This is a genomic window from Cytobacillus spongiae, assembly GCF_021390075.1.
Genome location: NZ_CP089997.1, coordinates 3,834,865 through 3,859,750, shown reverse-complemented (window position 1 = coordinate 3,859,750; position 24,886 = coordinate 3,834,865). Strand labels below are relative to the sequence as shown.

Genomic DNA, 24,886 nt, shown 5'->3' with positions numbered 1-24,886 from the left:
AGAAACAGATGGAGGAAAAAAAACACTTTAAGTTTGGCCTGAGGAAAAAGCTCGTTTTATTCATCACAACACTAGCAATTATAACCTATTCAACAAGTGCGTTCTTTATTTATTTTTTATACCCAATGATTCAAGATTCCATTTCAATCAATGAAGGACTATTTACAGTAATCACGTTATGTTTAGGGATTTTTTGGTCAGGTGTATTAGCGTTCTTCGCAGCTGGTTTTATCATTACTCCGCTTCAGAAGCTTGAACGAGTTGCTCTTAAAGCTGCTCATGGGAACATTGGGGAAGATGTACAGCTTTCGAAGTCAGATGATGAGATCCGCTCGCTTGGAATTGCCTTTAATCATATGCTCTTCAATTTAAGAGAAATGGTACAGAAAATTGATGAAAACTTCCGAGAAACAAATGAAAAAGTAATTTTTATCTCACAAGAATCTTCCACTGCCGCTGATCAGGCTGAAGCAATTGCTAGAACCATTGGTGAAATTGCTCTAGGAGCAGATAATTCAGCAGTTTCAATTCAATCAACAGCAGAATCTGTTGAAGATGTGATTCGTATAGCTGAGGAAGTTCAGGATAAAGCAAAATCTTCTAAAGATATCTCTAGTGAAATGGTGAAAGACTTAAAGGAATCCAAAGAGGTTATTCATTCTCTTGTATCAGGAATTGAACGTCTCGCTCAAGATAATAAACAATCATTACAAACGGTTAAGCGCTTAGAGGAAAATGCCGCTCAAGTTGAACAGATTATACAGCTTGTTGGGGATATTGCAGCCCAAACCAATTTACTAGCATTGAATGCTTCAATTGAAGCGGCTCGTGCTGGAGAACATGGTAAAGGTTTTGCGGTTGTGGCTGAAGAAGTTCGTATCCTAGCAGATGAAAGTGCGAAGGCAGTTCAAGGAATTTCAGACCTCATTAAGAACATTCAATCTGAAGTTCAAAATGTGGTAGAACAAATTACGAAACAAGTAGAAACGGCAAATAGTGGAGCGGAAAAAGGGACTCAAACAAATGTCGTTATTGAAGAAATGACCAAGACAGTAAACGAAATGGCAGAGGCCGTTTCCGCTATTACAGGGTTAGTTGATCGCCAAATGGAAAGCATTCACCACACAGCGACTCAATCACAAGAAGTAGCAGCTATCGCTGAAGAAACGTCTGCAGGTGCGCAAGAAGTCACGACTGCAACGGAGCAGCAGGCAAGTGTAATAAACAATGTAGAGAATCTGGCGATGGAGTTAAAAACGCAGGCAGAAAGCCTAAAGAATACGATTACAAGATTTAAGCTATAATAACCGATGAGGGCTGATGAAAACATTAGCCTTTTTCTTTTCGTCAAAATCATGACATTTTGTGATTTCCTTGCTCGTTACTTCCTATTTTTTATCGATTGTGTCAAAATAATAAGCAAGAATGGGATCAAACCGACAATCAATTCTAAGCTTGAATGGAGGATACATAAATGAAAGTAGCGATCGCATCTGATCACGGTGGCGTAAATATTCGTGAGGAAATAAAGCAGCTCATGGAGGAAATGGGCATCCAATTCGAGGACTTTGGCTGTGAATGTGGAACATCTGTCGATTATCCGGATTATGCCTTACCAGTAGCTGAGAAAGTTGCAGCTGGTGAATTTGATAAAGGTATTTTGATTTGCGGTACGGGTATTGGAATGAGTATTGCTGCGAATAAAGTAAAAGGGATTCGTTGTGCGCTTGTTCATGACGTTTTTAGTGCGAAAGCAACTCGAGAGCACAACGATAGCAATATGCTTGCGATGGGAGAACGAGTTATTGGTGCGGGATTAGCACGTGAAATCGCAAAAACATGGTTAACTACTGAATATGAAGGTGGCCGCCACGAAAACCGTGTAGGGAAAATTAAAAGCTACGAAAACAAGTAGAAGCTTCCGGAAAGGATGGGCTTTTATGACAAATGAACTGCAAGAATGGGAACAACAGCTTGAAATCATTTTAACGGATTTGAAAAGCCAAACTGAGCTGAATGGTAAGCATGTATTCGTAATTGGTTGTAGTACAAGTGAAGTAATTGGACAAAAGATTGGGACGGCAGGCACAACAGAAGTAGCTGAAATGATCTATAAAAAGCTTACCCATTTTAGTCAAGAGGTGGGTGTTACGCTAGCTTTTCAATGCTGTGAACACCTAAACCGGGCTTTGGTAGTAGAAAGAGAAACTGCTGAGTCACGAAATTGGGAAGAAGTGTCCGTGATCCCGGCGCGTACGGCAGGGGGAGCGATGGCAACCTATGCATTTGAACAGTTCTATGACCCTGTTGTCGTTGAGCGCGTGAAAGCGGATGCGGGGATAGATATCGGCGATACGTTGATTGGAATGCACTTAAAGCATGTAGCGGTTCCAATTCGGGCGTCCATTCAGCAGATAGGTAATGCCCATGTCACGATGGCAAAGACTAGACCGAAGTTAATCGGTGGAGGTCGAGCCATTTACGAGCGGAAGCCGGAAACAGAATCTTGTAGCTAAAAAAAGGGCGGTTCCTCAATTATGAGGAATCGCCTCTTTATTTTAGTGTAACATTTCTTAAACTCAATCGTTTACATTAGTGAGGTCGGAGAAATTCCCCTTTTGTATAACGTAGAAAAAATCTTTAGATGTGAAAAAAAAGGGGGGGAACGGTTGGATAAGAGACGGAAAGATAAGCTAGATGACCTCTATCGTCATTACGCAAAACCTCTCTACTATTATTTATATAAGCTATCCGGCTCAGGTGAGCTTGCCGAAGATCTTACACAAGAAACCTTTTACCGGGCAACGGTTTCTCTCTCTTTTTATCAGCTAGAGGATGCACGGGCATGGCTTTTCAAAGTAGCAAGAAACGCTTATTTGGATGAATGGAGAAAACGACAAAAACGCCAGTGGGTTCCGTTTGCTGATTCTTTATTTTCTCCAAAGGAGATGATCAGTCCTTATGGTTTACCTGAGGAGGAAGCTGTTCATGCGGAAGTAACCGAGGATCTAATCGCACTATTACATTTCCTACCGGAGCAATATCGAACAATTTTATATTTAAGAGAGTATGAGGAGTTTAGCTATAAAGACTTAGCACAGGCTTTAGATCTTTCAGAGAGTGGAGTAAAAGTGACGCTGCATCGAGCGCGGAAAAGATTATCGGAAATCGCAGAGAAGAAAGGATGGATGACAAATGATGGAATGGACTAAAGATAAAGAGAAACGGATTTTAGTGAAATATCGGTTTACCTTAACATTGCGAATTATCCGCGTCCTTTTTGCATGCCTGTTCTTATTCTGGGTATACATGATGGGTGTTTCAATTGCTTATGAATCCCTGCATTTGGACCGGAAGCACGCATTTTATAGCAAGCTTGCTCTCGAGTGGAAGCGTCCGAATATAGAAGAAAATTTTGGTTCAACACTCCAAAGTGAAATAACTCCTTTTTTAACACAGAAAATCTCCTATCCTGTTTTTCAGCGGATAGGGAAAGAAGCTGTTCCAGTTGGGGAAGTGCGTCTCTCCAAAAGACTTTTTACCCCTTTTTCGAGTAATGAGCTTTTGCTAGATCAACAACCTCAGATGGAATCCCCATTCTCCTTTTATCTCCCGGAAAAAGTAGATGGTAGTGGAATGCTGGCAGCAGAGGATGATGTTGATGCCTGGCCGACTTTAGAGAAAGTACATGAAGGAACGGTAGCTGATTTCGCATTTTCTACTACCCATTTCATGAAACCGAAGGAATTATTTGATTTGCTAGAGCCCTATGATTTGGACGTTCTCTGGATGCCTTTATATGCAGGAGAACTGAAGGCGTTTGAAACAAGCTATTCTTCTAGTGGGACTGGAGATCAACTCGCAATTCAAGTGGATTCTTTAGGGTTTACGGGAGGTAGGGAAATGAGTGACGACTATATGTCAGAAGGGAAGATGAGCCTTTCTAAAGATAACATTAATGCGAATAAAGAAATGATGCTGACCGAAATGAACGATCTATTAGAGGAAGAATCCAAAAGCTATTATGAGAATTTCCTAGGGTTAACACACCTTGAAGAGCGCTATAACTATTTGAAGCAGAATGACTTTCAAGTGTACGGTGCGGTTGTAACGGGTCCAGTGAAAGAGCTACTGAAGCTGAAGAATGAGAAAGAAATTCGAGGGGTTCAGCTGGGAGAGCTGCGGTATTGGAACTGGGAGAAGGGGTGAAGTTGAAGCCCTTTCTTTATGAAATTTATACCATTTCCACTACACTCTTATGGTAAAATATATGGTAGATTATACACCTAAGGAGTGAGCAGTAGGATGTCAATAGAAGAACTAAGGCTATCAGATATTTCGAAAAAAAATAAGTTGCTCTTTATTACTTACTTAATCTCAATGGTAGCAGGATTTACCTATACCATAATGTCCAACTCAACCGATAATGCTCTTTTTTTCGGAATAGAGATTCTGGTATTTGTCTTAACGTTTGTGATGACAGAGAAAGTGATAAAAAAGCCTGAGCTATTTAGCTACATTGCTATTCTAATTGCATATATTGCTATGGCTTTGAACATAGCATTATTTGATGCAAGTATTTCTTCCGTAGTCATATTATTTTTCCTATTAGTTTTTTCAGCGATCCATTTAAACATTCTTAAATTTTCTATCGGCTTTTTTATGGGGATTATTGGTTTATTATTAACCAACCGATTTCCTGGAGACCTGGGAACCATTTTTACAGAGAGCCTGGTTAGCGTCTTCTTAGTATATCTATTAATGGGTGTAATGTTATTTGTGTTGATTCGCCTTAACATGCAGCAATATAAGAAGCTAGAAGAATTCCTTTCCAAGGCAGAAGTAGATTCAATGAACAAAGAAAAGCAAACGAATCTGCTAGAAAGTGGTCTAGATTCGATTATTGATAATATAACCAATGTGAACGATCAAATCCAGAGAAACGCAGGGTCTCAAGAGGAAATGAAAGTAGCACTACACGAAGTAAGTGCGGGTGCCTCTAAGCAAAGTGAGCAAATTGGAGATATTGCTGAAAATGCAAAGCTTACCATGAGAATGATGGAAGAAATGAGCAGAGTGTCTAAAGAATTAAATGACAGCTCAAATGAAGCAAGTCAGACAGCGCAAAATGGAAAAGATCAGGTGAAAAGCCTATCTAAAGAAATGCAGGATTTTCAAACGGTAATACACCAATTAAATAATACCTTTACGATTTTAACTAAGAAAATAGAAGAAACAACTGGGTTTACCCAAAGCATAAAGGAGATAACTGAGCAAACGAACCTACTAGCTCTGAATGCATCAATTGAGGCTGCACGAGCAGGTGAAGCAGGGAAGGGATTTTCTGTTGTGGCAGAAGAAATCCGAAAACTAGCTGAGCTAACAAACTCAACAACGGTAAAAATCACAGAAAACCTAGAAGAAGTAAACAAAAGTAATTCAGCGGCTCTCGAGCAAATCGAAAAAAGCAGCGAAAAAATAACGACAAGTGTGCAATCAACGACGAAGGTGTCTTCCTACTTTGAAGAGTTATATACATCTATTAATAAGCTGGCCGACAACTTTCATAGTTTTGAAGCTTTGGCTCAGGATGTAACAACACAATCCTCTGAGGTAGAAAAGTCAACTATTGAATTTGCAGCTATTATTGAACAAGCAACAGCGAGCATCGAAGAAATGAATGCAACGATTGAATCGTTAAGTCAGGATAGTCTGAAAATTGCAGATTATATGAAAGTGACAACTTCAAGCGCTACTCAATTAAAAGAAAAATTCTAAGAGAACAAGCATTACTTTCTAGATTAGAGGAGGTAGTGCTTGTTTTTCGAATATAGATTCGCTTCTTTTTAAAATCGAAACATGATAAAATATAAAAGAATTTTCAGAGAAGATTTACATATTTTTAATAGAGCAAAGGGAGGATTACAATGAAGCACTTAGCACAGCAGGATGAACAACTTTTTCAATCAATTCAAAATGAGCTTGAACGTCAACGGACGAAAATTGAATTAATTGCATCTGAAAACTTTGTAAGTGAAGCGGTTATGGAAGCGCAAGGGTCTGTCCTAACGAATAAATATGCGGAAGGCTATCCAGGCAGACGTTATTATGGTGGCTGTGAGCATGTAGATGTAGCCGAAAATATCGCTCGTGACCGTGCGAAGGAAATCTTTGGCGCAGAACACGCCAATGTACAACCGCATTCTGGTGCTCAAGCAAACATGGCTGTATACTTTACCATTCTTGAGCAAGGCGACACTGTGCTAGGAATGAACCTTTCCCATGGTGGCCATCTCACACATGGCAGCCCGGTCAACTTCAGTGGAATCCAATACAATTTCGTCGAGTATGGTGTGGATGCAGAAGCACATCGTATTAACTATGATGATGTGCTAGAAAAGGCTCGTCAGCATAAGCCGAAGCTAATCGTAGCTGGTGCTAGTGCGTACCCTCGTGAAATTGACTTTAAACGCTTCCGTGAAATTGCAGATGAAGTGGGCGCTTACTTAATGGTCGATATGGCTCATATCGCTGGTTTAGTTGCAGCGGGTCTTCATCCAAACCCAGTTCCTTATGCAGATTTTGTTACAACAACTACTCACAAAACACTTCGCGGTCCACGTGGTGGAATGATCCTTTGTAAGGAAGAATTTGCGAAGAAAATTGATAAATCGATTTTCCCTGGAATTCAAGGTGGTCCATTAATGCACGTCATCGCTGCAAAAGCAGTTGCTTTTGGTGAGGCTCTGCAAGATAGCTTTAAAGATTATGCGGCAAACATTATTGCCAATGCAAAGCGTTTAGCAGAAGGGCTAGAAAAAGAGGGAATCAGCCTTGTTTCAGGCGGTACAGACAATCACCTTCTATTAGTTGACCTGCGCTCATTAAGCCTGACAGGAAAAGTGGCAGAGAAGGTACTTGATGAAGTGGGGATTACGGTAAATAAAAACACGATTCCTTTCGATCCAGAAAGTCCATTTGTAACAAGTGGAATCCGTATCGGTACCGCTGCGGTAACTTCTCGTGGATTTGGTTTGGAAGAAATGGATGAAATCGCGTCAATTATTGCGTTCACGTTGAAAAACCATGAAGATGAAGCGAAGCTAGCAGAAGCTGAAAAGCGCGTTGTAGAATTAACAAGTAAATTCACTTTATATCCTGAGAGATAATGTTGAGAGCGGCCTTCTTAATGGAGGTCGCTTTTTGTATAAGGAGAACTCCATGCACCTAGAAATCCTGCGACATCCTTTTTAGGGATCCGCTCTATGATGACCTTGTTACGCTAGTTTTCTTCTACTTTTGGTCTTCATCGGCTTTATGATGACCTTTTTACGCTAGTTTTGTTCTATTTTTGGTCTTCATCGGCTTTATGATGACCGTTTTACTTCAGCTTGCATTTCTAGTTGTTTGACTTTTCCTTTACAATTTATAAACATAGTTGCCCTAGCATTTTTTTTTCTGTAAAATTAGACGAAGTGAGTTTAGAAGTACATAGAATAGCCAATTAGAAAAGGAGAGATCGTTGTGGCAAAAGTATACGTGTTTGATCACCCACTCATTCAGCATAAGCTAACATATATCCGTGAAAAAGAAACAGGAACGAAGGAATTCCGCGAGTTAGTAGATGAAGTAGCTACGCTTATGGCATTTGAAATCACTCGCGATATGCCTCTTGAGGAAATCGAAATTGACACGCCGGTTAGTAAAACAAAGTCAAAGGTATTATCAGGGAAGAAGCTAGGGATCATCCCGATTCTACGTGCCGGAATTGGAATGGTAGACGGCATCCTTAAGTTAATTCCGGCTGCTAAGGTGGGACATATCGGATTATACCGTGACCCAGAAACATTAATGCCTGTTGAATATTATGCGAAGCTTCCAAGTGATGTAGAAGAAAGAGATTTCATCGTCGTCGATCCGATGCTTGCAACTGGTGGTTCAGCAGTAGAAGCCATCAACTCTCTAAAAAAACGCGGCGCAAAAAACATTAAATTTATGTGTTTAATCGCAGCACCAGAAGGCGTTGAAGCGGTTAAAGAAGCCCATCCAGACGTAGACATCTATATTGCGGCCCTAGATGAAAAGTTAAACGAAAAAGGTTATATCGTACCAGGTCTTGGAGACGCTGGAGACCGCTTGTTTGGGACGAAATAAAGAAAGCAGGTGTTTGATATGAATAAACCGATTAAGGTAATGACGATTTTTGGAACAAGACCTGAAGCGATTAAGATGGCGCCGCTTGTTCTTGAATTAAAAAAACACCCAGAACAGTTTGAGTCGATTGTAACGGTAACGGCTCAGCATCGTGAAATGCTTGATCAAGTATTAAATATTTTCGAAATTACACCAGACTACGATTTAAATATTATGAAGGATCGCCAAACACTTGTTGATGTAACAACAAGAGGTCTTGAAGGCTTAGATCGAATCATGAAGGACGTAAAGCCAGATATCGTTCTTGTTCATGGGGATACAACGACGACTTTTATCGCTAGCCTAGCTGCATTTTATAATCAAATTGTTGTAGGTCATGTGGAAGCTGGGTTAAGAACATGGAATAAATATTCACCATACCCAGAGGAAATGAATCGCCAATTAACAGGTGTAATGGCCGATCTACATTTCTCACCAACTTCCAAATCTGCTGAAAACCTTGTGCGTGAAAACAAAAATGAAGAGCAAATTTTCGTAACTGGAAATACTGCGATCGACGCTTTAAAAACAACCGTTAAAGATGAATATCACCATGAGGTTCTTGATAAGCTAGGGAACGATCGTCTAGTGCTTCTAACTGCCCATCGTCGTGAAAACCTTGGCGAACCAATGCGAAATATGTTTCGAGCGGTAAAGCGCATGGTCGAAGAGCAAAAGGATGTTCAAGTAGTGTATCCTGTTCACTTAAACCCGGTTGTTCGCGAAATCGCATCAGAAATTTTAGGGGATGACCCGCGCATCCATTTAATAGAGCCACTAGATGTAATTGATTTTCATAACTTTGCTTCACGAGCCCATCTGATTTTAACTGATTCAGGTGGAGTTCAAGAAGAAGCGCCATCGTTAGGAGTACCAGTACTAGTGCTGCGTGATACTACTGAACGTCCAGAGGGAATTGATGCAGGTACGCTAAAGCTTGCGGGAGTTGAGGAAGAAACAATCTATGGCCTAGCTACAGAATTACTAACGGATCAATCTGCATACGATCGAATGGCAAAAGCTGTGAACCCTTACGGCGACGGAAATGCATCTCGTAGAATTGGCGAAGCCATCCGCTTTTACTTTAAGCACACAAACAATCGTCCTGAAGAATATAATCCGCAGTAACTTTGTTAAACCACTCAATCAGATTGAGTGGTTTTTTATTTCATGCCACTTTTTTGGATGTAACAATGGAGTGGCAAATCAAGTTTCATAGTAGTTTGATATTGGGTGATTTTGCTTTTTTAATTCCGAACATACCCTCTACGAAATGCATACGAAACCGTTCCTTGGAAAACCCTATCTATAAAAAAGTAAGGGGAATCATGTAAATGAAGAGAACGGTCATTTTTGCGCTAATGATTCTGCTCACTACCGTCCAAGCATCAACAGCCAATCAAAAGCTGGATCACCCACCTCTTCCAATCGATTCTCCACAAGAAGAGAGAGTCGCGATTGTATTGCTAGAGGAGAAAAAGAGCCAACAAGAAATCCATAGAATGGTAAAAGCGCATCCACAACTCGTGCTGCGCCATATTTTTACTGAAGCGTTGAACGGTTTTTCGGTAAAAGGGAGCATAGCCGCTCTTGAAAAACTAGCACAAACGAACATGATAGAGGCAGTAGAACATGTACAAACATACCGGGTATCTTCAAATGAGAACATTGATATCATTGGCGGAAATGCAGTTAGAGGGAAGTTTGATGAATCCAACCAGCGGTTAACTGGAAAAGGAGTGACCGTTGGGGTAATCGATACAGGAATCGATTACCATCACCCAGACTTAAGAAGAAGCTATGGGGGTGGCCATGATTTAGTAGATGGAGATCAGGACCCAATGGAAACACGGGGGTCACATGGTCAGGGAACTCTTCACGGAACGCACGTGGCTGGAATTATTGCAGCAAATGGAAAAATCAGAGGAGTTGCTCCGGAAGCGAAGATAATCGCTTATCGTGCGCTAGGACCTGGTGGATTAGGAACAACCGAACAAGTAATTGCTGCTATCGATCAAGCAATGAAGGATCAAGTAGATATCCTCAATCTTTCCCTTGGAAATAATATTAACGGTCCGGATCTTCCGATATCAAAAGCATTAAACAGAGCAGTAGAGAAAGGGATTACTGCTGTGACTTCATCGGGAAACTCTGGACCCAATGTATGGACGGTGGGCTCACCTGGGACGGCATCAAAGGCAATTTCAGTAGGAGCGTCTACTCCACCTATGAAAATTCCCTATTTGATTAGTGGAGACGAAAAGATTCGTCTTGAGCCTATGCAAGGATCTGATACATTTGACTTAGATAGAGGCTACGAGTTGGTATTTGGGGGAATCGGAAAGCAAGAAGAAATAAAAAATGCCGAAGGAAAAATCGTATTGGTTGAAAGAGGAGAGATTGTGTTTGCAGAGAAAGCCAAAAATGCACATTCAGCCGGTGCTGTAGCCGTGCTCATCTATAATAATATCGATGGTGGATTTATTGGGAACTTAGACGAGGAGGTGTTAATTCCTGTTGCCACGATTTCGAAAAAAGATGGGGAGCAGCTTTTGAAAAAGATCAAGCGAGGGAAACAGCTCTTTCGTACAAATATAATAGAAGAAAAAGATACGTTAGCAGATTTTAGTTCAAGAGGACCTGTAACATCCACTTGGGAGATTAAGCCTGATGTGGTTGCCCCGGGGGTCGCGATCAATAGCACCATCCCAGGGGGCTACCTTCCGTTACAAGGAACGAGTATGGCGGCTCCCCATGTTGCCGGAGCATGCGCCCTGCTAAAGCAAGCACATCCAGATTGGGGTCCTCAGGAAATGAAAGCGGCACTAATGAATACGGCTAAACCAATGGTGAACGAGAGCGGCCATCTATATCGAGCTTATGAGCAGGGAGCAGGAAGAATTCAAATGGAAGAAGCGATAGAGACGGAGGCTCTTGTAATGCCAGGTTCATTGCACTTTGGGAAATTTCGCCGAATTGACCGTCAGCATGAACATCGTGCTGTCGTCACAGTGAAAAATGTAAGTGAAACAACAAAAACCTTTTCCTTTACCATTCCCAATAAAGAAAAAGGGATCAATTGGATCATACCCATGTCCTTTACATTGAAACCGGGAGCGAAGAAGAAGGTTGATGTGACGATGTCAGTAGACCCTACCCTTTTTAAAAAGAAGCTACATGATGGTGCACTTGAACTTCATGTAGGAGTTCAAACGATTCGTATCCCGTATTTATATGTGCTTGAAGAACCTGACTACCCAAGGGTGATGGGTTTTGGTTTTGGGGCAGGTGATCAAAATGGAAGCTATCGCTATGAAGTTTATTTACCAGGGGGAGCTGACGAATTTGGAATCGCCTTGTTTGACCCAGATCACTATCAATTTGTGACCTATTTAGATTGGAAGAGACAGGTGCATAAAGGGATGTTGAAGCAAGAAATTGAGAAAGACAAGCTTCCAAAACCAGGGGTCTACCTAGCAAAGGTATTTGCGAAAAAGCATGGAAGAGAGGATATGGTCGAAACGCTTCTATATATTAATGTTCCTAGAGAAGCCGTTTTAGAAAAGAGAGCAAAATAGGCATGATTGCTCTCTTTTCGATCATTTCTTTGGAAAAATGAGCAACATGTGAACGTGGGAATTTTTAGTTGGTATTCGTGTGAACTTTTTCACGCTAAACGCATTGACATAGGCAATTGGCTATTGTATGCTTACAAAGGGTATAAAATGATAGGGTTTTCAAATAGAATTGTGCGGTTATTTTTCCCACTTCCGCACGATGCCAATGTAATAAGTTGTTACCTCAAACCCACGTACCATTCTCTATAGAGAGGATGCGTTATTATGCGACACCGAAACCGCCACCCTTTACAGGCCATGGCATTGATGTCCGCAATTCTATCTCAATTAGTTGGATCCGTTTTAGTCGGCCTTTTTTTAGGTAGATGGCTAGATGGGTTCGTCGGAACTGAACCACTCTTTTTAATTATCGGTTTGCTTATAGGATTAGCGGGAGGAGTATATGCGATGCTACGCCTGGTAAACCACTACTTTTCAGGAGATTAACCTATAATGTCAGAATTATCAGCGGGTTTTACTCGACAACGAAAATACATATTCACGTTGTTATCGATCTATGTACTAGGTTGGGGCTTTACATCTTACCAATCTATCTTTTTAGGGTTAATCCTTGGTACAAGCTTGAGTTTATATAGTCTCTGGCTAATGGTTAGAAAGGCGAATCAGTTTGGAGAAGCTTTAGAAAAAGGTGAAAGGGTTCGATCCTTAGGGATGGTATCTCGCATGGCTATAGCTGCATTAGCGGTCCTCATCGCGACAGAATACCCAGACAAATTCCACCTGGTAAGTGTAGTTTTGGGATTAATGACATCCTATATTGTCATTATGATAGATTATTTTATTCAATCTTTTCAATTACGTAAATAGCGGGGAAGAGAGGTGATACTATTGCATCACGAAGCACCTATAGTTGATATTTTAGGATTGAATTTCAACTTAGCAAACATTTTAATGATTACGATTGCTAGTGCAGTTGTATTTATCATTGCCGTGCTTTCAACTCGTACATTAGCCATGAAGCCTACTGGATTACAAAACTTTTTTGAGTGGGTAATGGACTTTGTTAAAAATATTATTAACAGTACGATGGATTGGAAGGATGGTGGGCGTTTCCATGTACTTGGAATTACGCTAATGATGTACATCTTCGTTTCAAACATGCTGGGTCTTCCGTTCTCAATTGTCATAAATGATCAATTGTGGTGGAAATCACCAACAGCAGATCCTGTCGTAACCTTAACTTTAGCAACCTTAGTTGTGGCACTTTCACATTACTATGGCGTCAAGCTTAAAGGGATGGGTGAGTATGGAAAGGAATTCTTCAAGCCGTTTTGGTTTATGTTCCCAATTAAGATTATTGAAGAATTTGCAAACACATTAACACTTGGTCTTCGTCTATATGGTAACATCTATGCAGGTGAAATCCTGTTAGCGTTACTAGCAGGCGGTCTAGCAACAGGTGTTGGCGGTCACTTGGCAGCCATCGTGCCGATGCTAGCATGGCAAGGATTCTCAATCTTTGTCGGTGCAATCCAAGCATTTATCTTCACAATGTTAACAATGGTTTATTTGGCACACAAAGTGAGTCATGACCATTAATATATACCCTGTTCAAATTTTTTTGGACAAACAACAACAAAAATCTATTTTATTTATACAATTTAAAGGAGGAACTTTATAATGGGTCTTTTAGCAGCAGCAATCGCAATCGGTTTAGCAGCACTAGGTGCTGGTATTGGTAACGGTCTTATCGTATCACGTACAGTAGAAGGAATCGCGCGTCAACCAGAAGCACGCGGTATGCTTCAAACAACTATGTTCATCGGGGTTGCATTAGTAGAGGCGATTCCTATCATCGCAGTAGTAATCGCGTTCATGGTTATCGGCGGTTAATCATACGGTACCAAATCGTTCAAAAATGGCGAAGATCATTCAATGAACCTTCGCCATTGATTTATGTTTACCATCGGTGTCTTTTAGCCTAAAGCGAAAGATTGCCTTAAAGATAACAATCTTAAAGAAATTTAGTGAATATACGTCTTTTTTTCTAAGTGAACGACTCTTGAAGGGAGTGAATCGAGGGTGTTAACAAGCGGTTTAGTATTAGGGGCAGCAAGTGGCTTTAATGGAGGAGATATTCTTTTCCAATTATTTATGTTCATAATCTTGTTAGCATTGCTCAAAAAATTCGCATGGGGTCCATTAATGGGCATCATGAAAGAACGTGAAGAGCATATTGCAAACGAAATTAATGCAGCAGAAAACAGTCGTGCAGAAGCAAAACAGCTTCTAGAAGAGCAACGTAACCTATTAAAAGAAGCGCGTAATGAAGCGTCTACTTTAATTGAAAGCGCGAAGAAACAAGGCGATATCCAACGTGAAGAAATCATCACGGCGGCTCGTGCTGAATCAGAGCGTATGAAAGAAGCTGCTAAGCTTGAAATTGAGCAGCAAAAAGAGAAAGCTGTCACAGCTATTCGCGAGCAAGTGGCTTCATTATCTGTATTGATTGCTTCGAAAGTGATTGAGAAGGAATTAAGTGCTGAAGACCAAGAAAAGCTCATTAACGAATACATTCATGAGGCAGGAGAAGAGCGATGATGGGCTCAACAGTAGCGAAACGCTATGCGATAGCTCTTTTCCAAATCGCTAAAGAACAACAGCTTCTTGACCAAATGGAACAAGAACTTCGTGTAGTCAAAGAGGTAGTAAATAATCATACGGACTTACAAGCAGTGTTGAAATCTCCAAAACTTACAATTGCGAAGAAGAAAGAAATTTTAACAGATGCATTTAAAACGTCAAGTACGTATGTGTTAAATACACTAATGATCCTAATTGATCGTCATCGTGAAGACTATGTGTCTGACGTTGTAGATCATTTCATTGAACTAGCGAATGACGAAAGAGGGATTGCTGAGGCAACTGTTTATACTGTTAGAGAGCTAACAGATGCAGAGCGTCAAGCATTATCTGAATCATTTGCAGCTAAAGTTGGAAAGCAATCACTTCGTATAAACAATATTGTTGATTCTAATTTGCTTGGCGGGATTAAGATTCGCATCGGAAATCGTATTTTCGACGGAAGCCTTAAAGGGAAGCTTGAGCGCTTAGAACGTCAATTGTTAAGCTAAGATTCGTAGATAGGGGTGAAACTCATGAGCATCAATGCTGAAGAAATCAGTGCGCTGATAAAAAAGCAAATCGAAAACTATCAGTCGGAAATTCAAGTGAGTGATGTAGGTACGGTTATCCAAATTGGTGACGGTATCGCTCGTGCTCATGGCCTCGACAATGTCATGGCTGGAGAACTTGTTGAATTTTCAAACGGCGTTATGGGTATGGCGCAAAACCTTGAAGAAAATAACGTTGGTATCATCATTTTAGGACCATACACGGAAATCCGTGAAGGCGATGAAGTTCGTCGTACAGGACGCATCATGGAGGTTCCAGTTGGGGAAGAGTTAATCGGACGTGTAGTAAACCCACTAGGACAACCAGTTGATGGTATGGGGCCAATCAATACTTCAAAAACTCGTCCAATTGAAAGTGGAGCACCTGGTGTTATGGATCGTAAATCTGTTCACGAGCCACTTCAAACAGGTATTAAAGCGATTGACGCGCTTGTACCAATCGGGCGTGGTCAACGTGAGTTAATCATCGGTGACCGTCAAACAGGTAAAACGTCTGTAGCAATCGATACGATCTTGAACCAAAAAGATCAAGATATGGTTTGTATCTATGTTGCAATTGGACAAAAAGAATCTACTGTACGTAATGCGGTAGAAACACTACGTAAAATGGGTGCATTAGATTACACAATCGTTGTAACTGCATCTGCATCTCAACCAGCTCCATTGTTATTCTTAGCTCCTTATGCTGGAGTTACAATGGGTGAAGAGTTCATGTACAACGGCAAGCACGTATTAGTTGTTTATGATGACTTAACAAAGCAAGCTGCTGCATATCGTGAGCTTTCATTATTACTTCGTCGTCCTCCAGGTCGTGAAGCATATCCAGGGGATGTATTCTACTTACACAGCCGTCTTTTAGAGCGTGCTGCGAAGCTAAGTGATGCGAAGGGTGCTGGTTCAATTACAGCATTACCATTCATCGAAACACAAGCTGGTGACGTATCAGCTTATATTCCAACAAACGTTATTTCAATTACCGATGGACAAATCTTCTTACAATCTGACCTATTCTTCTCTGGTGTACGTCCAGCGATCAACGCAGGTCTTTCTGTATCACGTGTAGGTGGATCCGCTCAAATTAAAGCGATGAAAAAGGTATCTGGTACACTACGTCTAGACCTTGCATCTTACCGTGAACTTGAAGCATTTGCTCAGTTCGGTTCTGATCTTGATAAAGCAACACAAGCAAAATTAAACCGTGGTGCTCGTACAGTTGAGGTACTTAAGCAGGATCTTAACAAGCCATTAAAAGTAGAGAAGCAAGTAGCAATCCTTTATGCTCTAACTCGTGGCTTCTTGGATGATATCCCTGTTGAAGATATCCGCCGTTTTGAAAATGAGTTCCTAACTTGGTTAGACCACAACCGCAAAGAATTGTTAGACCATATCGTTAACACGAAAGAGCTTCCAGCTGACGAAGATATGGCTTCTGCGATTAACGACTTTAAGAAAACATTCGCAGTTTCTGAATAATAGATCCTGACCACTAGAACATCAAGGACCAATCTACTTGGTCCTCGGATGTTTAAGGACCAATCTACTTGGTCCTCGGATGTTTAAGGACTATTGCTTGGATCTGAACAAACTTTGAATAAGGGTGGTGAGAACCTGTGGCATCATTACGCGACATAAAATCTCGTATTACTTCAACGAAGAAAACGAGTCAAATTACAAAAGCAATGGAAATGGTATCTGCTGCTAAATTAAACCGTGCAGAAATGAATGCAAAGTCTTTCGTTCCTTACATGGAGAAAATTCAAGAAGTAACCGCTTCTATTGCATTAGGTAGCAAAGATGCGTCGCATCCAATGTTAGTTTCACGCCCCGTAAAGAAGACTGGATACCTAGTCATCACATCTGATCGTGGATTAGCGGGAGCATTTAACAGTAACATTTTGCGTCACGTATACCAAGCGATCCAAAAACGTCATAAATCAACTGATGAGTATGCAATTATTGCAATCGGTAAAGTGGGCCGTGAATTCTTTAAGAAGCGCGGTATGAACGTTGTCCTCGACATCGTAGGCGTAGCCGATCAACCATCATTTGTTGACATTAAGGACATTGCAAGCAAAACAGTCGGAATGTTCTCAGATGGAACATTCGATGAGCTATACATGTATTACAACCATTATGTCAGTGCGATTCAATCCGATGTAACAGAGAAGAAGCTACTTCCTTTAACGGAAATCTCTTCTTCAAGCAAGCTCACTTCTTATGAGTTTGAACCATCCGCTGAAGATATCTTAGAAGTACTACTTCCTCAATATGCTGAAAGCTTAATCTACGGATCACTTTTAGATAGTAAGGCAAGTGAGCATGCTTCAAGGATGACAGCGATGAAGAATGCAACTGACAATGCGAAGGAATTAATTAATAGCCTGAGCTTAAGTTACAACCGTGCACGACAAGCAGCTATTACTCAGGAGATCACAGAGATCGTTGGTGGAGCTGCTGCGTTAGAATAGAAAATTCGTAAAATTGTTGGCAGATAGCCTTCAGTTTATTGTCTTAAGAGAACGTTAGGAGGGAAAATGATGAACAAAGGACGCGTTCTTCAAGTTATGGGTCCAGTAGTTGACGTAAAGTTCGAAAGCGGACAACTTCCTGAGATCTATAATGCATTAACAATCGTTAACCAAGCGCGTAACGAATCTGAAGTTGACATCAACTTAACCCTTGAAGTTGCCCTTCATTTAGGTGATGATACAGTTCGTACAATCGCAATGGCTTCTACTGACGGTTTAACTCGTGGAGTAGAAGTAGTGGATACGGGTGCTGCAATCTCTGTTCCTGTAGGTGACGTAACACTTGGTCGTGTATTTAACGTACTAGGTGAAACGATCGACTTAGATCCAGCAATCGAGGCTGGTTCTCGTCGTGATTCTATTCACAGAGAAGCTCCTAAATTTGAGCAGCTTTCTACTGAAGTTGAAATTCTTGAAACTGGAATTAAAGTAGTAGACCTTCTTGCTCCTTACATCAAGGGTGGAAAAATTGGTCTATTCGGTGGTGCCGGTGTAGGTAAAACTGTTTTAATCCAGGAATTAATCAATAACATCGCTCAAGAGCACGGCGGGATTTCTGTATTCGCTGGTGTAGGAGAGCGTACTCGTGAAGGTAACGACCTTTATCATGAAATGACGGATTCAGGCGTTATCAAGAAAACAGCGATGGTATTCGGTCAGATGAACGAGCCACCTGGAGCACGTATGCGTGTTGCTCTAACTGGTTTAACAATGGCAGAATATTTCCGTGATGACCAAGGACAAGACGTTCTTTTCTTCATGGATAACATCTTCCGTTTCACGCAAGCAGGTTCAGAGGTTTCTGCGTTATTAGGTCGTATGCCTTCTGCCGTAGGTTACCAACCAACTCTTGCTACTGAAATGGGTAGATTACAAGAGCGTATCACATCTACTAACGTAGGTTCTGTTACATCGATCCAAGCGATCTATGTACCTGCCGATGACTATACGGATCCGGCTCCTGCAACAACGTTCGCTCACTTAGATGCAACAACGAACCTTGAGCGTAAGCTTTCTGAGATGGGTATCTATCCTGCGGTAGATCCACTAGCTTCGACTTCTCGTGCATTATCACCTGAAATCGTTGGCGAAGAGCACTACTCAATAGCTCGTCAAGTTCAATCAACTTTACAACGCTATAAAGAGCTACAAGATATCATCGCGATTCTAGGTATGGATGAGCTTTCTGAAGAAGATAAGCTTGTTGTACACCGTGCGCGTCGTATCCAGTTCTTCTTATCACAAAACTTCCACGTTGCTGAACAGTTCACTGGACAGCCAGGTTCATACGTACCTGTAAAAGAAACTGTAAAAGGTTTCAAAGAAATTCTAGAAGGTAAGTATGATCACCTTCCAGAAGATGCGTTCCGTCTTGTAGGTAAAATCGAAGACGTGATCGAAAGTGCGAAAAGCATGGGTGTAGAAGTCTAATTTCGGACCAGGAGGGTAAAAAATGAAGACGATAAAAGTCAGTGTTGTTACTCCCGATGGCCCGGTGTATGAATCAGATGTGGAAATGGTAAGTACAAAAGCTCAAAGCGGTGAGCTTGGAATTTTACCTGGTCACATTCCAATGGTTGCACCGTTACAAATAGGAGCCGTCAGACTGAAAAACGGCGGAAAAACCGAGTATGTAGCAGTAAGCGGTGGATTTATTGAAGTACGTCCTGATCAAGTGTCTATTTTAGCCCAATCTGCTGAATCAGCAGATGTAATCGACATCGACCGTGCTGTTCGTGCAAAAGAGCGTGCAGAGCAACGCCTTAAAGAACAACAACGTGAAAACGTCGATTTCAAACGTGCTGAACTAGCCTTACAACGTGCGATCAACCGTATCTCTGTTGCAGAAAGAAGAATCTAACTTTTATACTAACACCCCTCAACTTCACCATAGCTGAAGTTGAGGGGTGTTTTTTGTTTGTTCTTGTGTATGGTTGAAGTGGTTGCGGGATCTTTGATAAAAAATTATTTGTGTAGGAATTAGTGGGACTATTTTGGATTCAGTTCGTTTTTTTTTGATAAGTAGCATGTAATAGAGGTGAGGTGTAGGAGATCCTGTTAGAAAGCTTACAGAAATCATGAGAGGTCTCTTATTGTGGTTGGGTATATAGAAATTCTTACTCTAAAATATATGAAAATTTGGGAAGAATGATGATTCTCACGCTTTGACGAGAGAGATCTTTGTAGTGAAAGTCTAAAATGAGCGAAAATCTATTCATATGGAGCGAATTTTCGTCGAAAGTGAGCGATAGTTTGTCGAACTGGAGCGAAAATCAGATTTTATGAGCGAAATCTATGCTTTTGTGAGCGTTCGCTCCAAAAAGGAGCGAACGCTCATAAGTTGGTAGAAGGCAAAAACCACTTACTAGTAATTTGATAGATTCGAGTCTTCTTTAAGTTGGATAATATTTTGAGAAATTTCACATGTCGTTTATACATGGGATATCAGTTTTACTTAAAATCGCGCAAAAAAATGAAAAAATTGAACATTTGTTGACAAATCTCACTGACACTTCGGTTGATTTCGGTTTAAATAGGAGATGGAGTTTGGGGTGGTAGGGTTTTCATTTGGGTTGTTGGTGGGTTACTAACTGTTTTAGATGTTGTAAGTTTGAGTGATGCGGCCCCTGTTTATTCGGAATCGGTGCGGCACATCATCTTCCGCTTGCGCTCCAAATCACATGCACCTTTAGTTAGTATCATGCTGGTATGAGCGTTGTTCGCTTCTACGTCATCTTTAGTCGTTTATCAAGGGAGAGATTACTAGAGATCACAAAACGCTCAAGGGGAGAGGCACTTGTGCCGACGATGTTCACCTAAGTATGTACGTCTGGAAATACTCTCGTAGGTGCATCGTACCTACACTTCAGCTATCTAGGAAGCTAGCAAAATGGGCCTTCTGCCGCTTTTTGAAAGGGATCTCCTAGACACATCAAAAGGTCTATTTTACGTACGAGATTATTTCCAAATATGGGATGGGGTTTGTCGACACGGTTTTGTAAGAGTGCTATAATGGTATCGGTTACAAGTTTTAATGTTTTGAAAATTTATGACATTGGAGGGGATGGGCATGGAATTGCTGAATTTATATCAGAATAATTATCTGATTGTTTTTGTGTTTCTATGTCTAGGGGTAGCTTTGCCTGTGGTGGCTTTGTTTTTGGGGAAGTTGTTGCGTCCTTATAAGCCTTATGATTCGAAATATACCACATATGAAAGCGGTATTGAGCCGTTCCATGATTCTCGGGTACAGTTCAATGTCCGCTATTATATTTTTGCCCTTATGTTTGTTATTTTTGATGTAGAGACGGTGTTTTTGTATCCGTGGGCAGTTGCTTACGAAAAACTCGGAATCTTTGCATTAATTGAGATGACGATCTTTGTATTTATGTTGTTAATTGGGCTTGTGTATGCATGGAAGAAGAAGGTGTTAAAATGGATTTAAAATTAGAGAACATTTCACCAGAAGAATTGGAAGAATTAAAACGCAATGTGTTTATGACGACGTTAGAACAAATTAAAGCTTGGGCACGGAGTAATTCATTATGGCCAATGACCTTCGGGCTTGCTTGTTGTGCCATTGAGATGATGGGCGTCGGATCTTCTCATTATGATTTGGACCGTTTTGGGTCATTTTTCCGTACGTCTCCTCGTCAATCGGACGTTATGATAGTTTCGGGTACAGTTACGAAGAAAATGGCTCCAATTGTGCGACGTCTATATGATCAAATGCCTGAGCCGAAATGGGTAATTGCGATGGGCTCTTGTGCCACTGCGGGCGGACCTTATGTGAAGTCTTATGCAGTTGTAAAGGGTGTTGACCAAATTGTACCTGTGGATGTTTACATACCTGGTTGCCCGCCTAACCCAGCTGCTTTAATTTATGGAATCAATAAATTAAAGGAAAAGATTCGTTACGAAGCTAAGACTGGGAAGCAGGTGATTTAACCTATGAGCGGGGAGAAGGACCTTGAGCAGTTAAAGAAAGAGGCTGCTGAGCAAGCAAAAGCATTAGCGAAGAAAAGAATGGAAGAGAAAAAGGCTGCCGCAGAATCTACGAACGCTGAAGTTACTCAGTCAGAAACATCTTCAGACTCTGAAGAGCTAGCAAAGAAAAAAGCAGCCGCAGCAGCAAAAGCGAAGGCCGCAGCTCTAGCGAAGCAGAAAGCACAGGATCAGGGAGAAGCACCGGCATCGGAAGACGAGTCAGACTCTGAAGAGCTAGCAAAGAAAAAAGCAGCCGCAGCAGCGAAAGCGAAGGCCGCAGCTCTAGCGAAGAAGAAAGCACAGGATCAGGGAGAAGCACCTGCATCGGAAGACGCTTCAGACTCTGAAGAGCTAGCAAAGAAGAAAGCAGCCGCAGCAGCAAAAGCGAAGGCCGCAGCTCTAGCGAAGAAGAAAGCACAGGATCAGGGAGAAGCACCTGCATCGGAAGACGAGTCAGACTCTGAAGACCTAGCGAAGCAGAAAGCAGCCGCAGCAGCAAAGGCAAAGGCCGCTGCAGCAGCAAAAGCGAAAGCCGCCGCACTCGCAAAGAAAGAAGCTGGCGGAGCGTCTGATGATGAAAAGGCGAAGGCAATCGCCGCTGCTAAAGCAAAAGCTGCCGCAGCAGCCAAAGCCAAACAAGCAGCTCTAGCGAAGGCTGGAGTTGGTGGGGATGCAGATGATGAAAAGGCAAAAGCGATTGCAGCCGCAAAAGCAAAGGCCGCAGCCGCGGTAAAGGCCAAAGCGGCAGCCGCAGCGAAAGCTGGTGTGGCTGACTCAGACCCCGCAGAACCTGAAAAGCCTTCAGCAAATCAACCATTCCTTGATAAATATGTAAAAGTGATAGAAGAGCATCTTGGTAAAGAGGTATTAGAAGACTCTTACATTAATAAGCTTTCGAAGGATGTTCCAACACTTGTGGCGAGAAAAGAAGCCTATTTTAAAATGGCAGAATTTTTGAAGTATAATGAGCAATTAGGCTTTGACTATTTATCGGAGCTACACGGAACGGATTTTGAGACACATATGGAAGTATATGTGCATTTATATTCATATAAAAATCGTCAATCGGTTGCTTTAAAGGTAAAGATTGATCGAGATGCACCAACAATTGATTCACTTGCTAGACTTTGGGCAGGAGCAGATTGGCCAGAGTGTGAAACTTACGATTTATTAGGGATTCAATTTACAGGACATCCAAATCTAAATCGTATTTTACTAGGTGAAGACTGGGTTGGTCATCCACTGCGTAAAGACTATGAACCGTACGATGTGGAGGTGTAGCCTGTGTTAAGAACAGAGGAAATGCTACTAAATGTAGGCCCACAGCATCCGAGTACACATGGGGTTTTCCGAATCGTCTTGAAAATAGATGGGGAAATCATTAAAGAAGCTAAGCCGGTTATTGGCTACTTACATCGTGGAACCGAAAAGCTTGCTGAGGACCTTCAATATACACAGATTATTCCTTACACGGACCGCATGGATTATTTAGCCGCTATGACGAACAACTATGTCCTTGTTCATGCAGTGGAAACGATGATGGAACTAGAAATCCCTGAGCGTGCCGAGTATCTTCGCGTTTTAGCGATGGAGCTTGGTCGAGTGGCCAGCCACTTGGTTTGGTGGGGGACATATCTGCTTGATATCGGAGCAGTTAGTCCATTCCTTTATGCGTTCCGTGAACGGGAAATGATTATTAATATGTTAAATGAATTGTCTGGTGCCCGTTTAACGTTTAACTATATGCGTGTAGGTGGAGTTAAGTGGGATGCACCAGAAGGCTGGATCGAGAAAGTGCGCGATTTTGTTCCATATATGAGAGAGCAGCTACAAGGCTATCATGATCTGGTGACAGGAAATGAAATATTCATGAATCGTGTAAAGGGTGTTGGTACGTATTCAAAAGAAGACGCCATCCAATACTCCCTATCTGGTGCGAATCTTCGTTGTACAGGGGTGAAATGGGATCTTCGTAAGGATGAACCTTATTCTATCTACGATCGTTTTACATTCGATGTACCTGTTCAAGAAGGTGGAGACGCATGGGCTCGCTATCATGTAAGAATGGCAGAAATAGAAGAATCGCTAAAAATTATTGAACAAGCCGTAGAACAATTTCCTGAAGAAGGGCCAATTCTTGCAAAGGTGCCGAAAATTATTAAGGCTCCTAAAGGGGAGGCATTTGTTCGAATTGAATCGCCTCGTGGTGAAATCGGCTGTTACATTGCAAGTGACGGGAAGAAAGAACCGTATCGGTTAAAATTCAGAAGGCCCTCCTTCTATAATCTACAGATTCTCCCTAAGCTCTTAGAAGGCGAGAATATTGCTAACTTAATTGCTATTTTAGGGGCAACCGATATTGTCCTAGGGGAGGTGGACGGTTAATGGTAGAAGAACTCTTATATTCTGAAGCTGGACTGTTAAACTTTGGGGTTTTCTTCTTGCTTGCTACCGTTTTACTGTTAGTTGTTTTAGGGTTTGTTACCTATGCCATCTTGGCTGAGCGTAAAGTCATGGGGTTTATGCAGCTTCGTCATGGACCGAACCAGGTCGGTGGAAGATGGGGATTATTGCAAACTGTTGCCGACGTGTTAAAGCTACTTTTAAAGGAAGATACGATTCCTAAGCTAGCAGATAAACCACTGTTTATCTTAGCCCCAGTCATTGCGTTTGCACCTGCATTTATGGTCCTTGCCACAATACCGCTTACAGATAAGCTTCAGTTCGCAGATATTGGTGTAGGTCTTCTTTATTACATTGCGATTTCAGGCTTAACAACTGTTGGTGTGGTAACGGGCGGCTGGGCATCGAATAATAAGTATGCCCTTCTAGGCGGAATGCGGGCAGCAGCTCAAATGATTTCATATGAAATTCCGCTCGTCATGTCGGTTCTCGGCATCGTTCTTCTATCAGGGAGCTTAAACCTGAATGACATCGTCGCAGCACAGGAAAATGGATGGTTTATCTTAGTTCAGCCAGTTGCATTTATCGTCTTTTTAATTGCATCTGTTGCTGAACTAAACCGGGCTCCATTTGACTTGCCAGAGGCAGAGTCGGAGCTAGTAGCAGGCTTCCACGTAGAGTACTCAGGCTTCCGTTGGGCATTTTTTATGCTTGCAGAGTATGTGTATTTCTTTGCAATGGCATCGCTCACAACGGTATTGTTCTTAGGCGGCTGGCTACCACTTCCATTTTTAGGGTTTATTCCAGGTGCTGTCTGGTTTGCGCTGAAATTTATCCTCGTTGCCTTTGTGTTAATTTGGTTCCGTGTGACATTCCCGCGCTTACGAGCAGATCAGTTAATGGAATTCGGTTGGAAGGTATTGCTACCTGTCGCGTTAGCTAATATTTTCTTAACTGCGCTTATAAAGGAACTGATTAAATTATTTTCATAACGATGGCTATT

At 41.6% G+C, this 24,886-nt stretch carries 25 protein-coding genes; all 25 read left to right on the top strand.

Features of this window, described 5'->3' with window-relative positions; genetic code table 11:
* The first annotated feature begins 8 nt into the window (after positions 1-8).
* The 25 genes from LS684_RS19345 (at position 9) to nuoH (ending at position 24,875) form a co-directional block, all read left to right on the top strand.
* Positions 9-1,304 (top strand): methyl-accepting chemotaxis protein, encoded by a 1,296-nt coding sequence (locus tag LS684_RS19345; protein ID WP_233808568.1) that lies wholly within the window; start codon positions 9-11, stop codon positions 1,302-1,304.
* Positions 1,305-1,474: 170 nt separating this feature from the next.
* Positions 1,475-1,915, top strand: a complete 441-nt coding sequence (gene rpiB, locus LS684_RS19340) for a ribose 5-phosphate isomerase B (RefSeq protein ID WP_233808566.1) — start codon at positions 1,475-1,477, stop codon at positions 1,913-1,915.
* 25 nt (positions 1,916-1,940) lie between these two features.
* Positions 1,941-2,516 carry a TIGR01440 family protein gene (locus LS684_RS19335; RefSeq protein WP_233808561.1) on the top strand — a complete coding sequence of 192 codons (576 nt, stop codon included), beginning with the start codon at positions 1,941-1,943 and terminating at the stop codon, positions 2,514-2,516.
* Between the two features lie 153 nt (positions 2,517-2,669).
* The gene (locus LS684_RS19330; RefSeq protein WP_233808559.1) at positions 2,670-3,212 is read left to right on the top strand and encodes a sigma-70 family RNA polymerase sigma factor; all 543 of its coding nucleotides are present in this window, start codon (positions 2,670-2,672) and stop codon (positions 3,210-3,212) included.
* Positions 3,196-4,209 carry an anti-sigma factor gene (locus tag LS684_RS19325; protein WP_233808558.1) on the top strand — a complete coding sequence of 338 codons (1,014 nt, stop codon included), beginning with the start codon at positions 3,196-3,198 and terminating at the stop codon, positions 4,207-4,209. The genes LS684_RS19330 and LS684_RS19325 overlap by 17 nt, the downstream gene beginning before the upstream one ends.
* Before the next feature lie 96 nt (positions 4,210-4,305).
* Entirely contained in the window at positions 4,306-5,778 is a 1,473-nt protein-coding gene (locus LS684_RS19320) for a methyl-accepting chemotaxis protein (RefSeq protein WP_233808557.1), read from the top strand.
* Between the two features lie 149 nt (positions 5,779-5,927).
* Complete coding sequence (glyA, locus tag LS684_RS19315) at positions 5,928-7,169, top strand: serine hydroxymethyltransferase (protein WP_233808548.1); 1,242 nt, start codon at positions 5,928-5,930, stop codon at positions 7,167-7,169.
* Between the two features lie 355 nt (positions 7,170-7,524).
* Entirely contained in the window at positions 7,525-8,154 is a 630-nt protein-coding gene (gene upp / locus LS684_RS19310; protein ID WP_233808546.1) for a uracil phosphoribosyltransferase, read from the top strand.
* An 18-nt stretch (positions 8,155-8,172) separates the two neighbouring features.
* Positions 8,173-9,321 (top strand): non-hydrolyzing UDP-N-acetylglucosamine 2-epimerase, encoded by a 1,149-nt coding sequence (gene wecB / locus LS684_RS19305; RefSeq protein WP_233808545.1) that lies wholly within the window; start codon positions 8,173-8,175, stop codon positions 9,319-9,321.
* 206 nt (positions 9,322-9,527) lie between these two features.
* Positions 9,528-11,771 carry a S8 family serine peptidase gene (locus tag LS684_RS19300; protein WP_233808544.1) on the top strand — a complete coding sequence of 748 codons (2,244 nt, stop codon included), beginning with the start codon at positions 9,528-9,530 and terminating at the stop codon, positions 11,769-11,771.
* 264 nt (positions 11,772-12,035) lie between these two features.
* Entirely contained in the window at positions 12,036-12,257 is a 222-nt protein-coding gene (locus tag LS684_RS19295) for an AtpZ/AtpI family protein (protein WP_233808543.1), read from the top strand.
* A gap of 6 nt (positions 12,258-12,263) precedes the next feature.
* Positions 12,264-12,638, top strand: coding sequence for an ATP synthase subunit I (locus tag LS684_RS19290; RefSeq protein ID WP_233808540.1), 375 nt, complete (start codon positions 12,264-12,266; stop codon positions 12,636-12,638).
* 21 nt (positions 12,639-12,659) lie between these two features.
* Complete coding sequence (gene atpB / locus LS684_RS19285) at positions 12,660-13,370, top strand: F0F1 ATP synthase subunit A (RefSeq protein WP_233808539.1); 711 nt, start codon at positions 12,660-12,662, stop codon at positions 13,368-13,370.
* Between the two features lie 81 nt (positions 13,371-13,451).
* Entirely contained in the window at positions 13,452-13,664 is a 213-nt protein-coding gene (gene atpE, locus LS684_RS19280; protein WP_023613579.1) for a F0F1 ATP synthase subunit C, read from the top strand.
* A 189-nt stretch (positions 13,665-13,853) separates the two neighbouring features.
* The gene (locus LS684_RS19275; protein WP_233808537.1) at positions 13,854-14,372 is read left to right on the top strand and encodes a F0F1 ATP synthase subunit B; all 519 of its coding nucleotides are present in this window, start codon (positions 13,854-13,856) and stop codon (positions 14,370-14,372) included.
* Positions 14,369-14,905, top strand: coding sequence for a F0F1 ATP synthase subunit delta (locus LS684_RS19270; protein WP_233808535.1), 537 nt, complete (start codon positions 14,369-14,371; stop codon positions 14,903-14,905). Before LS684_RS19275 ends, LS684_RS19270 begins: the two co-directional genes overlap by 4 nt.
* A gap of 24 nt (positions 14,906-14,929) precedes the next feature.
* Complete coding sequence (atpA, locus tag LS684_RS19265; RefSeq protein WP_233808534.1) at positions 14,930-16,438, top strand: F0F1 ATP synthase subunit alpha; 1,509 nt, start codon at positions 14,930-14,932, stop codon at positions 16,436-16,438.
* 137 nt (positions 16,439-16,575) lie between these two features.
* Positions 16,576-17,433, top strand: a complete 858-nt coding sequence (locus LS684_RS19260) for a F0F1 ATP synthase subunit gamma (protein WP_233808532.1) — start codon at positions 16,576-16,578, stop codon at positions 17,431-17,433.
* A gap of 69 nt (positions 17,434-17,502) precedes the next feature.
* Entirely contained in the window at positions 17,503-18,924 is a 1,422-nt protein-coding gene (gene atpD / locus LS684_RS19255) for a F0F1 ATP synthase subunit beta (RefSeq protein WP_233811709.1), read from the top strand.
* Positions 18,925-18,946: 22 nt separating this feature from the next.
* On the top strand, positions 18,947-19,354 hold the full coding sequence (locus tag LS684_RS19250; RefSeq protein ID WP_233808530.1) for a F0F1 ATP synthase subunit epsilon: 408 nt from the start codon (positions 18,947-18,949) through the stop codon (positions 19,352-19,354).
* 1,209 nt (positions 19,355-20,563) lie between these two features.
* Positions 20,564-20,938: an NADH-quinone oxidoreductase subunit A gene (locus LS684_RS19245; RefSeq protein ID WP_284701571.1), complete on the top strand. Its 375-nt coding sequence runs from the start codon at positions 20,564-20,566 to the stop codon at positions 20,936-20,938.
* Complete coding sequence (locus LS684_RS19240) at positions 20,929-21,441, top strand: NuoB/complex I 20 kDa subunit family protein (protein ID WP_233808527.1); 513 nt, start codon at positions 20,929-20,931, stop codon at positions 21,439-21,441. Before LS684_RS19245 ends, LS684_RS19240 begins: the two co-directional genes overlap by 10 nt.
* 3 nt (positions 21,442-21,444) lie before the next feature.
* Positions 21,445-22,761 carry an NADH-quinone oxidoreductase subunit C gene (locus LS684_RS19235; RefSeq protein ID WP_233808525.1) on the top strand — a complete coding sequence of 439 codons (1,317 nt, stop codon included), beginning with the start codon at positions 21,445-21,447 and terminating at the stop codon, positions 22,759-22,761.
* Between the two features lie 3 nt (positions 22,762-22,764).
* Positions 22,765-23,865: an NADH-quinone oxidoreductase subunit D gene (locus LS684_RS19230; protein WP_233808523.1), complete on the top strand. Its 1,101-nt coding sequence runs from the start codon at positions 22,765-22,767 to the stop codon at positions 23,863-23,865.
* Complete coding sequence (gene nuoH / locus LS684_RS19225) at positions 23,865-24,875, top strand: NADH-quinone oxidoreductase subunit NuoH (protein WP_233808521.1); 1,011 nt, start codon at positions 23,865-23,867, stop codon at positions 24,873-24,875. Before LS684_RS19230 ends, nuoH begins: the two co-directional genes overlap by 1 nt.
* Positions 24,876-24,886 lie beyond the last annotated feature (11 nt).

Coding starts and splice junctions, on each gene's coding strand:
- LS684_RS19345 (WP_233808568.1), top strand. CDS start 9: ATGGAGGAAAAAAAACACTTTAAGTTTGGCCTGAGGAAAAAGCTCGTT.
- rpiB (WP_233808566.1), top strand. CDS start 1,475: ATGAAAGTAGCGATCGCATCTGATCACGGTGGCGTAAATATTCGTGAG.
- LS684_RS19335 (WP_233808561.1), top strand. CDS start 1,941: ATGACAAATGAACTGCAAGAATGGGAACAACAGCTTGAAATCATTTTA.
- LS684_RS19325 (WP_233808558.1), top strand. CDS start 3,196: ATGATGGAATGGACTAAAGATAAAGAGAAACGGATTTTAGTGAAATAT.
- LS684_RS19320 (WP_233808557.1), top strand. CDS start 4,306: ATGTCAATAGAAGAACTAAGGCTATCAGATATTTCGAAAAAAAATAAG.
- glyA (WP_233808548.1), top strand. CDS start 5,928: ATGAAGCACTTAGCACAGCAGGATGAACAACTTTTTCAATCAATTCAA.
- wecB (WP_233808545.1), top strand. CDS start 8,173: ATGAATAAACCGATTAAGGTAATGACGATTTTTGGAACAAGACCTGAA.
- LS684_RS19300 (WP_233808544.1), top strand. CDS start 9,528: ATGAAGAGAACGGTCATTTTTGCGCTAATGATTCTGCTCACTACCGTC.
- LS684_RS19295 (WP_233808543.1), top strand. CDS start 12,036: ATGCGACACCGAAACCGCCACCCTTTACAGGCCATGGCATTGATGTCC.
- LS684_RS19290 (WP_233808540.1), top strand. CDS start 12,264: ATGTCAGAATTATCAGCGGGTTTTACTCGACAACGAAAATACATATTC.
- atpE (WP_023613579.1), top strand. CDS start 13,452: ATGGGTCTTTTAGCAGCAGCAATCGCAATCGGTTTAGCAGCACTAGGT.
- LS684_RS19270 (WP_233808535.1), top strand. CDS start 14,369: ATGATGGGCTCAACAGTAGCGAAACGCTATGCGATAGCTCTTTTCCAA.
- atpA (WP_233808534.1), top strand. CDS start 14,930: ATGAGCATCAATGCTGAAGAAATCAGTGCGCTGATAAAAAAGCAAATC.
- atpD (WP_233811709.1), top strand. CDS start 17,503: ATGAACAAAGGACGCGTTCTTCAAGTTATGGGTCCAGTAGTTGACGTA.
- LS684_RS19250 (WP_233808530.1), top strand. CDS start 18,947: ATGAAGACGATAAAAGTCAGTGTTGTTACTCCCGATGGCCCGGTGTAT.
- LS684_RS19245 (WP_284701571.1), top strand. CDS start 20,564: ATGGAATTGCTGAATTTATATCAGAATAATTATCTGATTGTTTTTGTG.
- LS684_RS19240 (WP_233808527.1), top strand. CDS start 20,929: ATGGATTTAAAATTAGAGAACATTTCACCAGAAGAATTGGAAGAATTA.
- LS684_RS19235 (WP_233808525.1), top strand. CDS start 21,445: ATGAGCGGGGAGAAGGACCTTGAGCAGTTAAAGAAAGAGGCTGCTGAG.
- nuoH (WP_233808521.1), top strand. CDS start 23,865: ATGGTAGAAGAACTCTTATATTCTGAAGCTGGACTGTTAAACTTTGGG.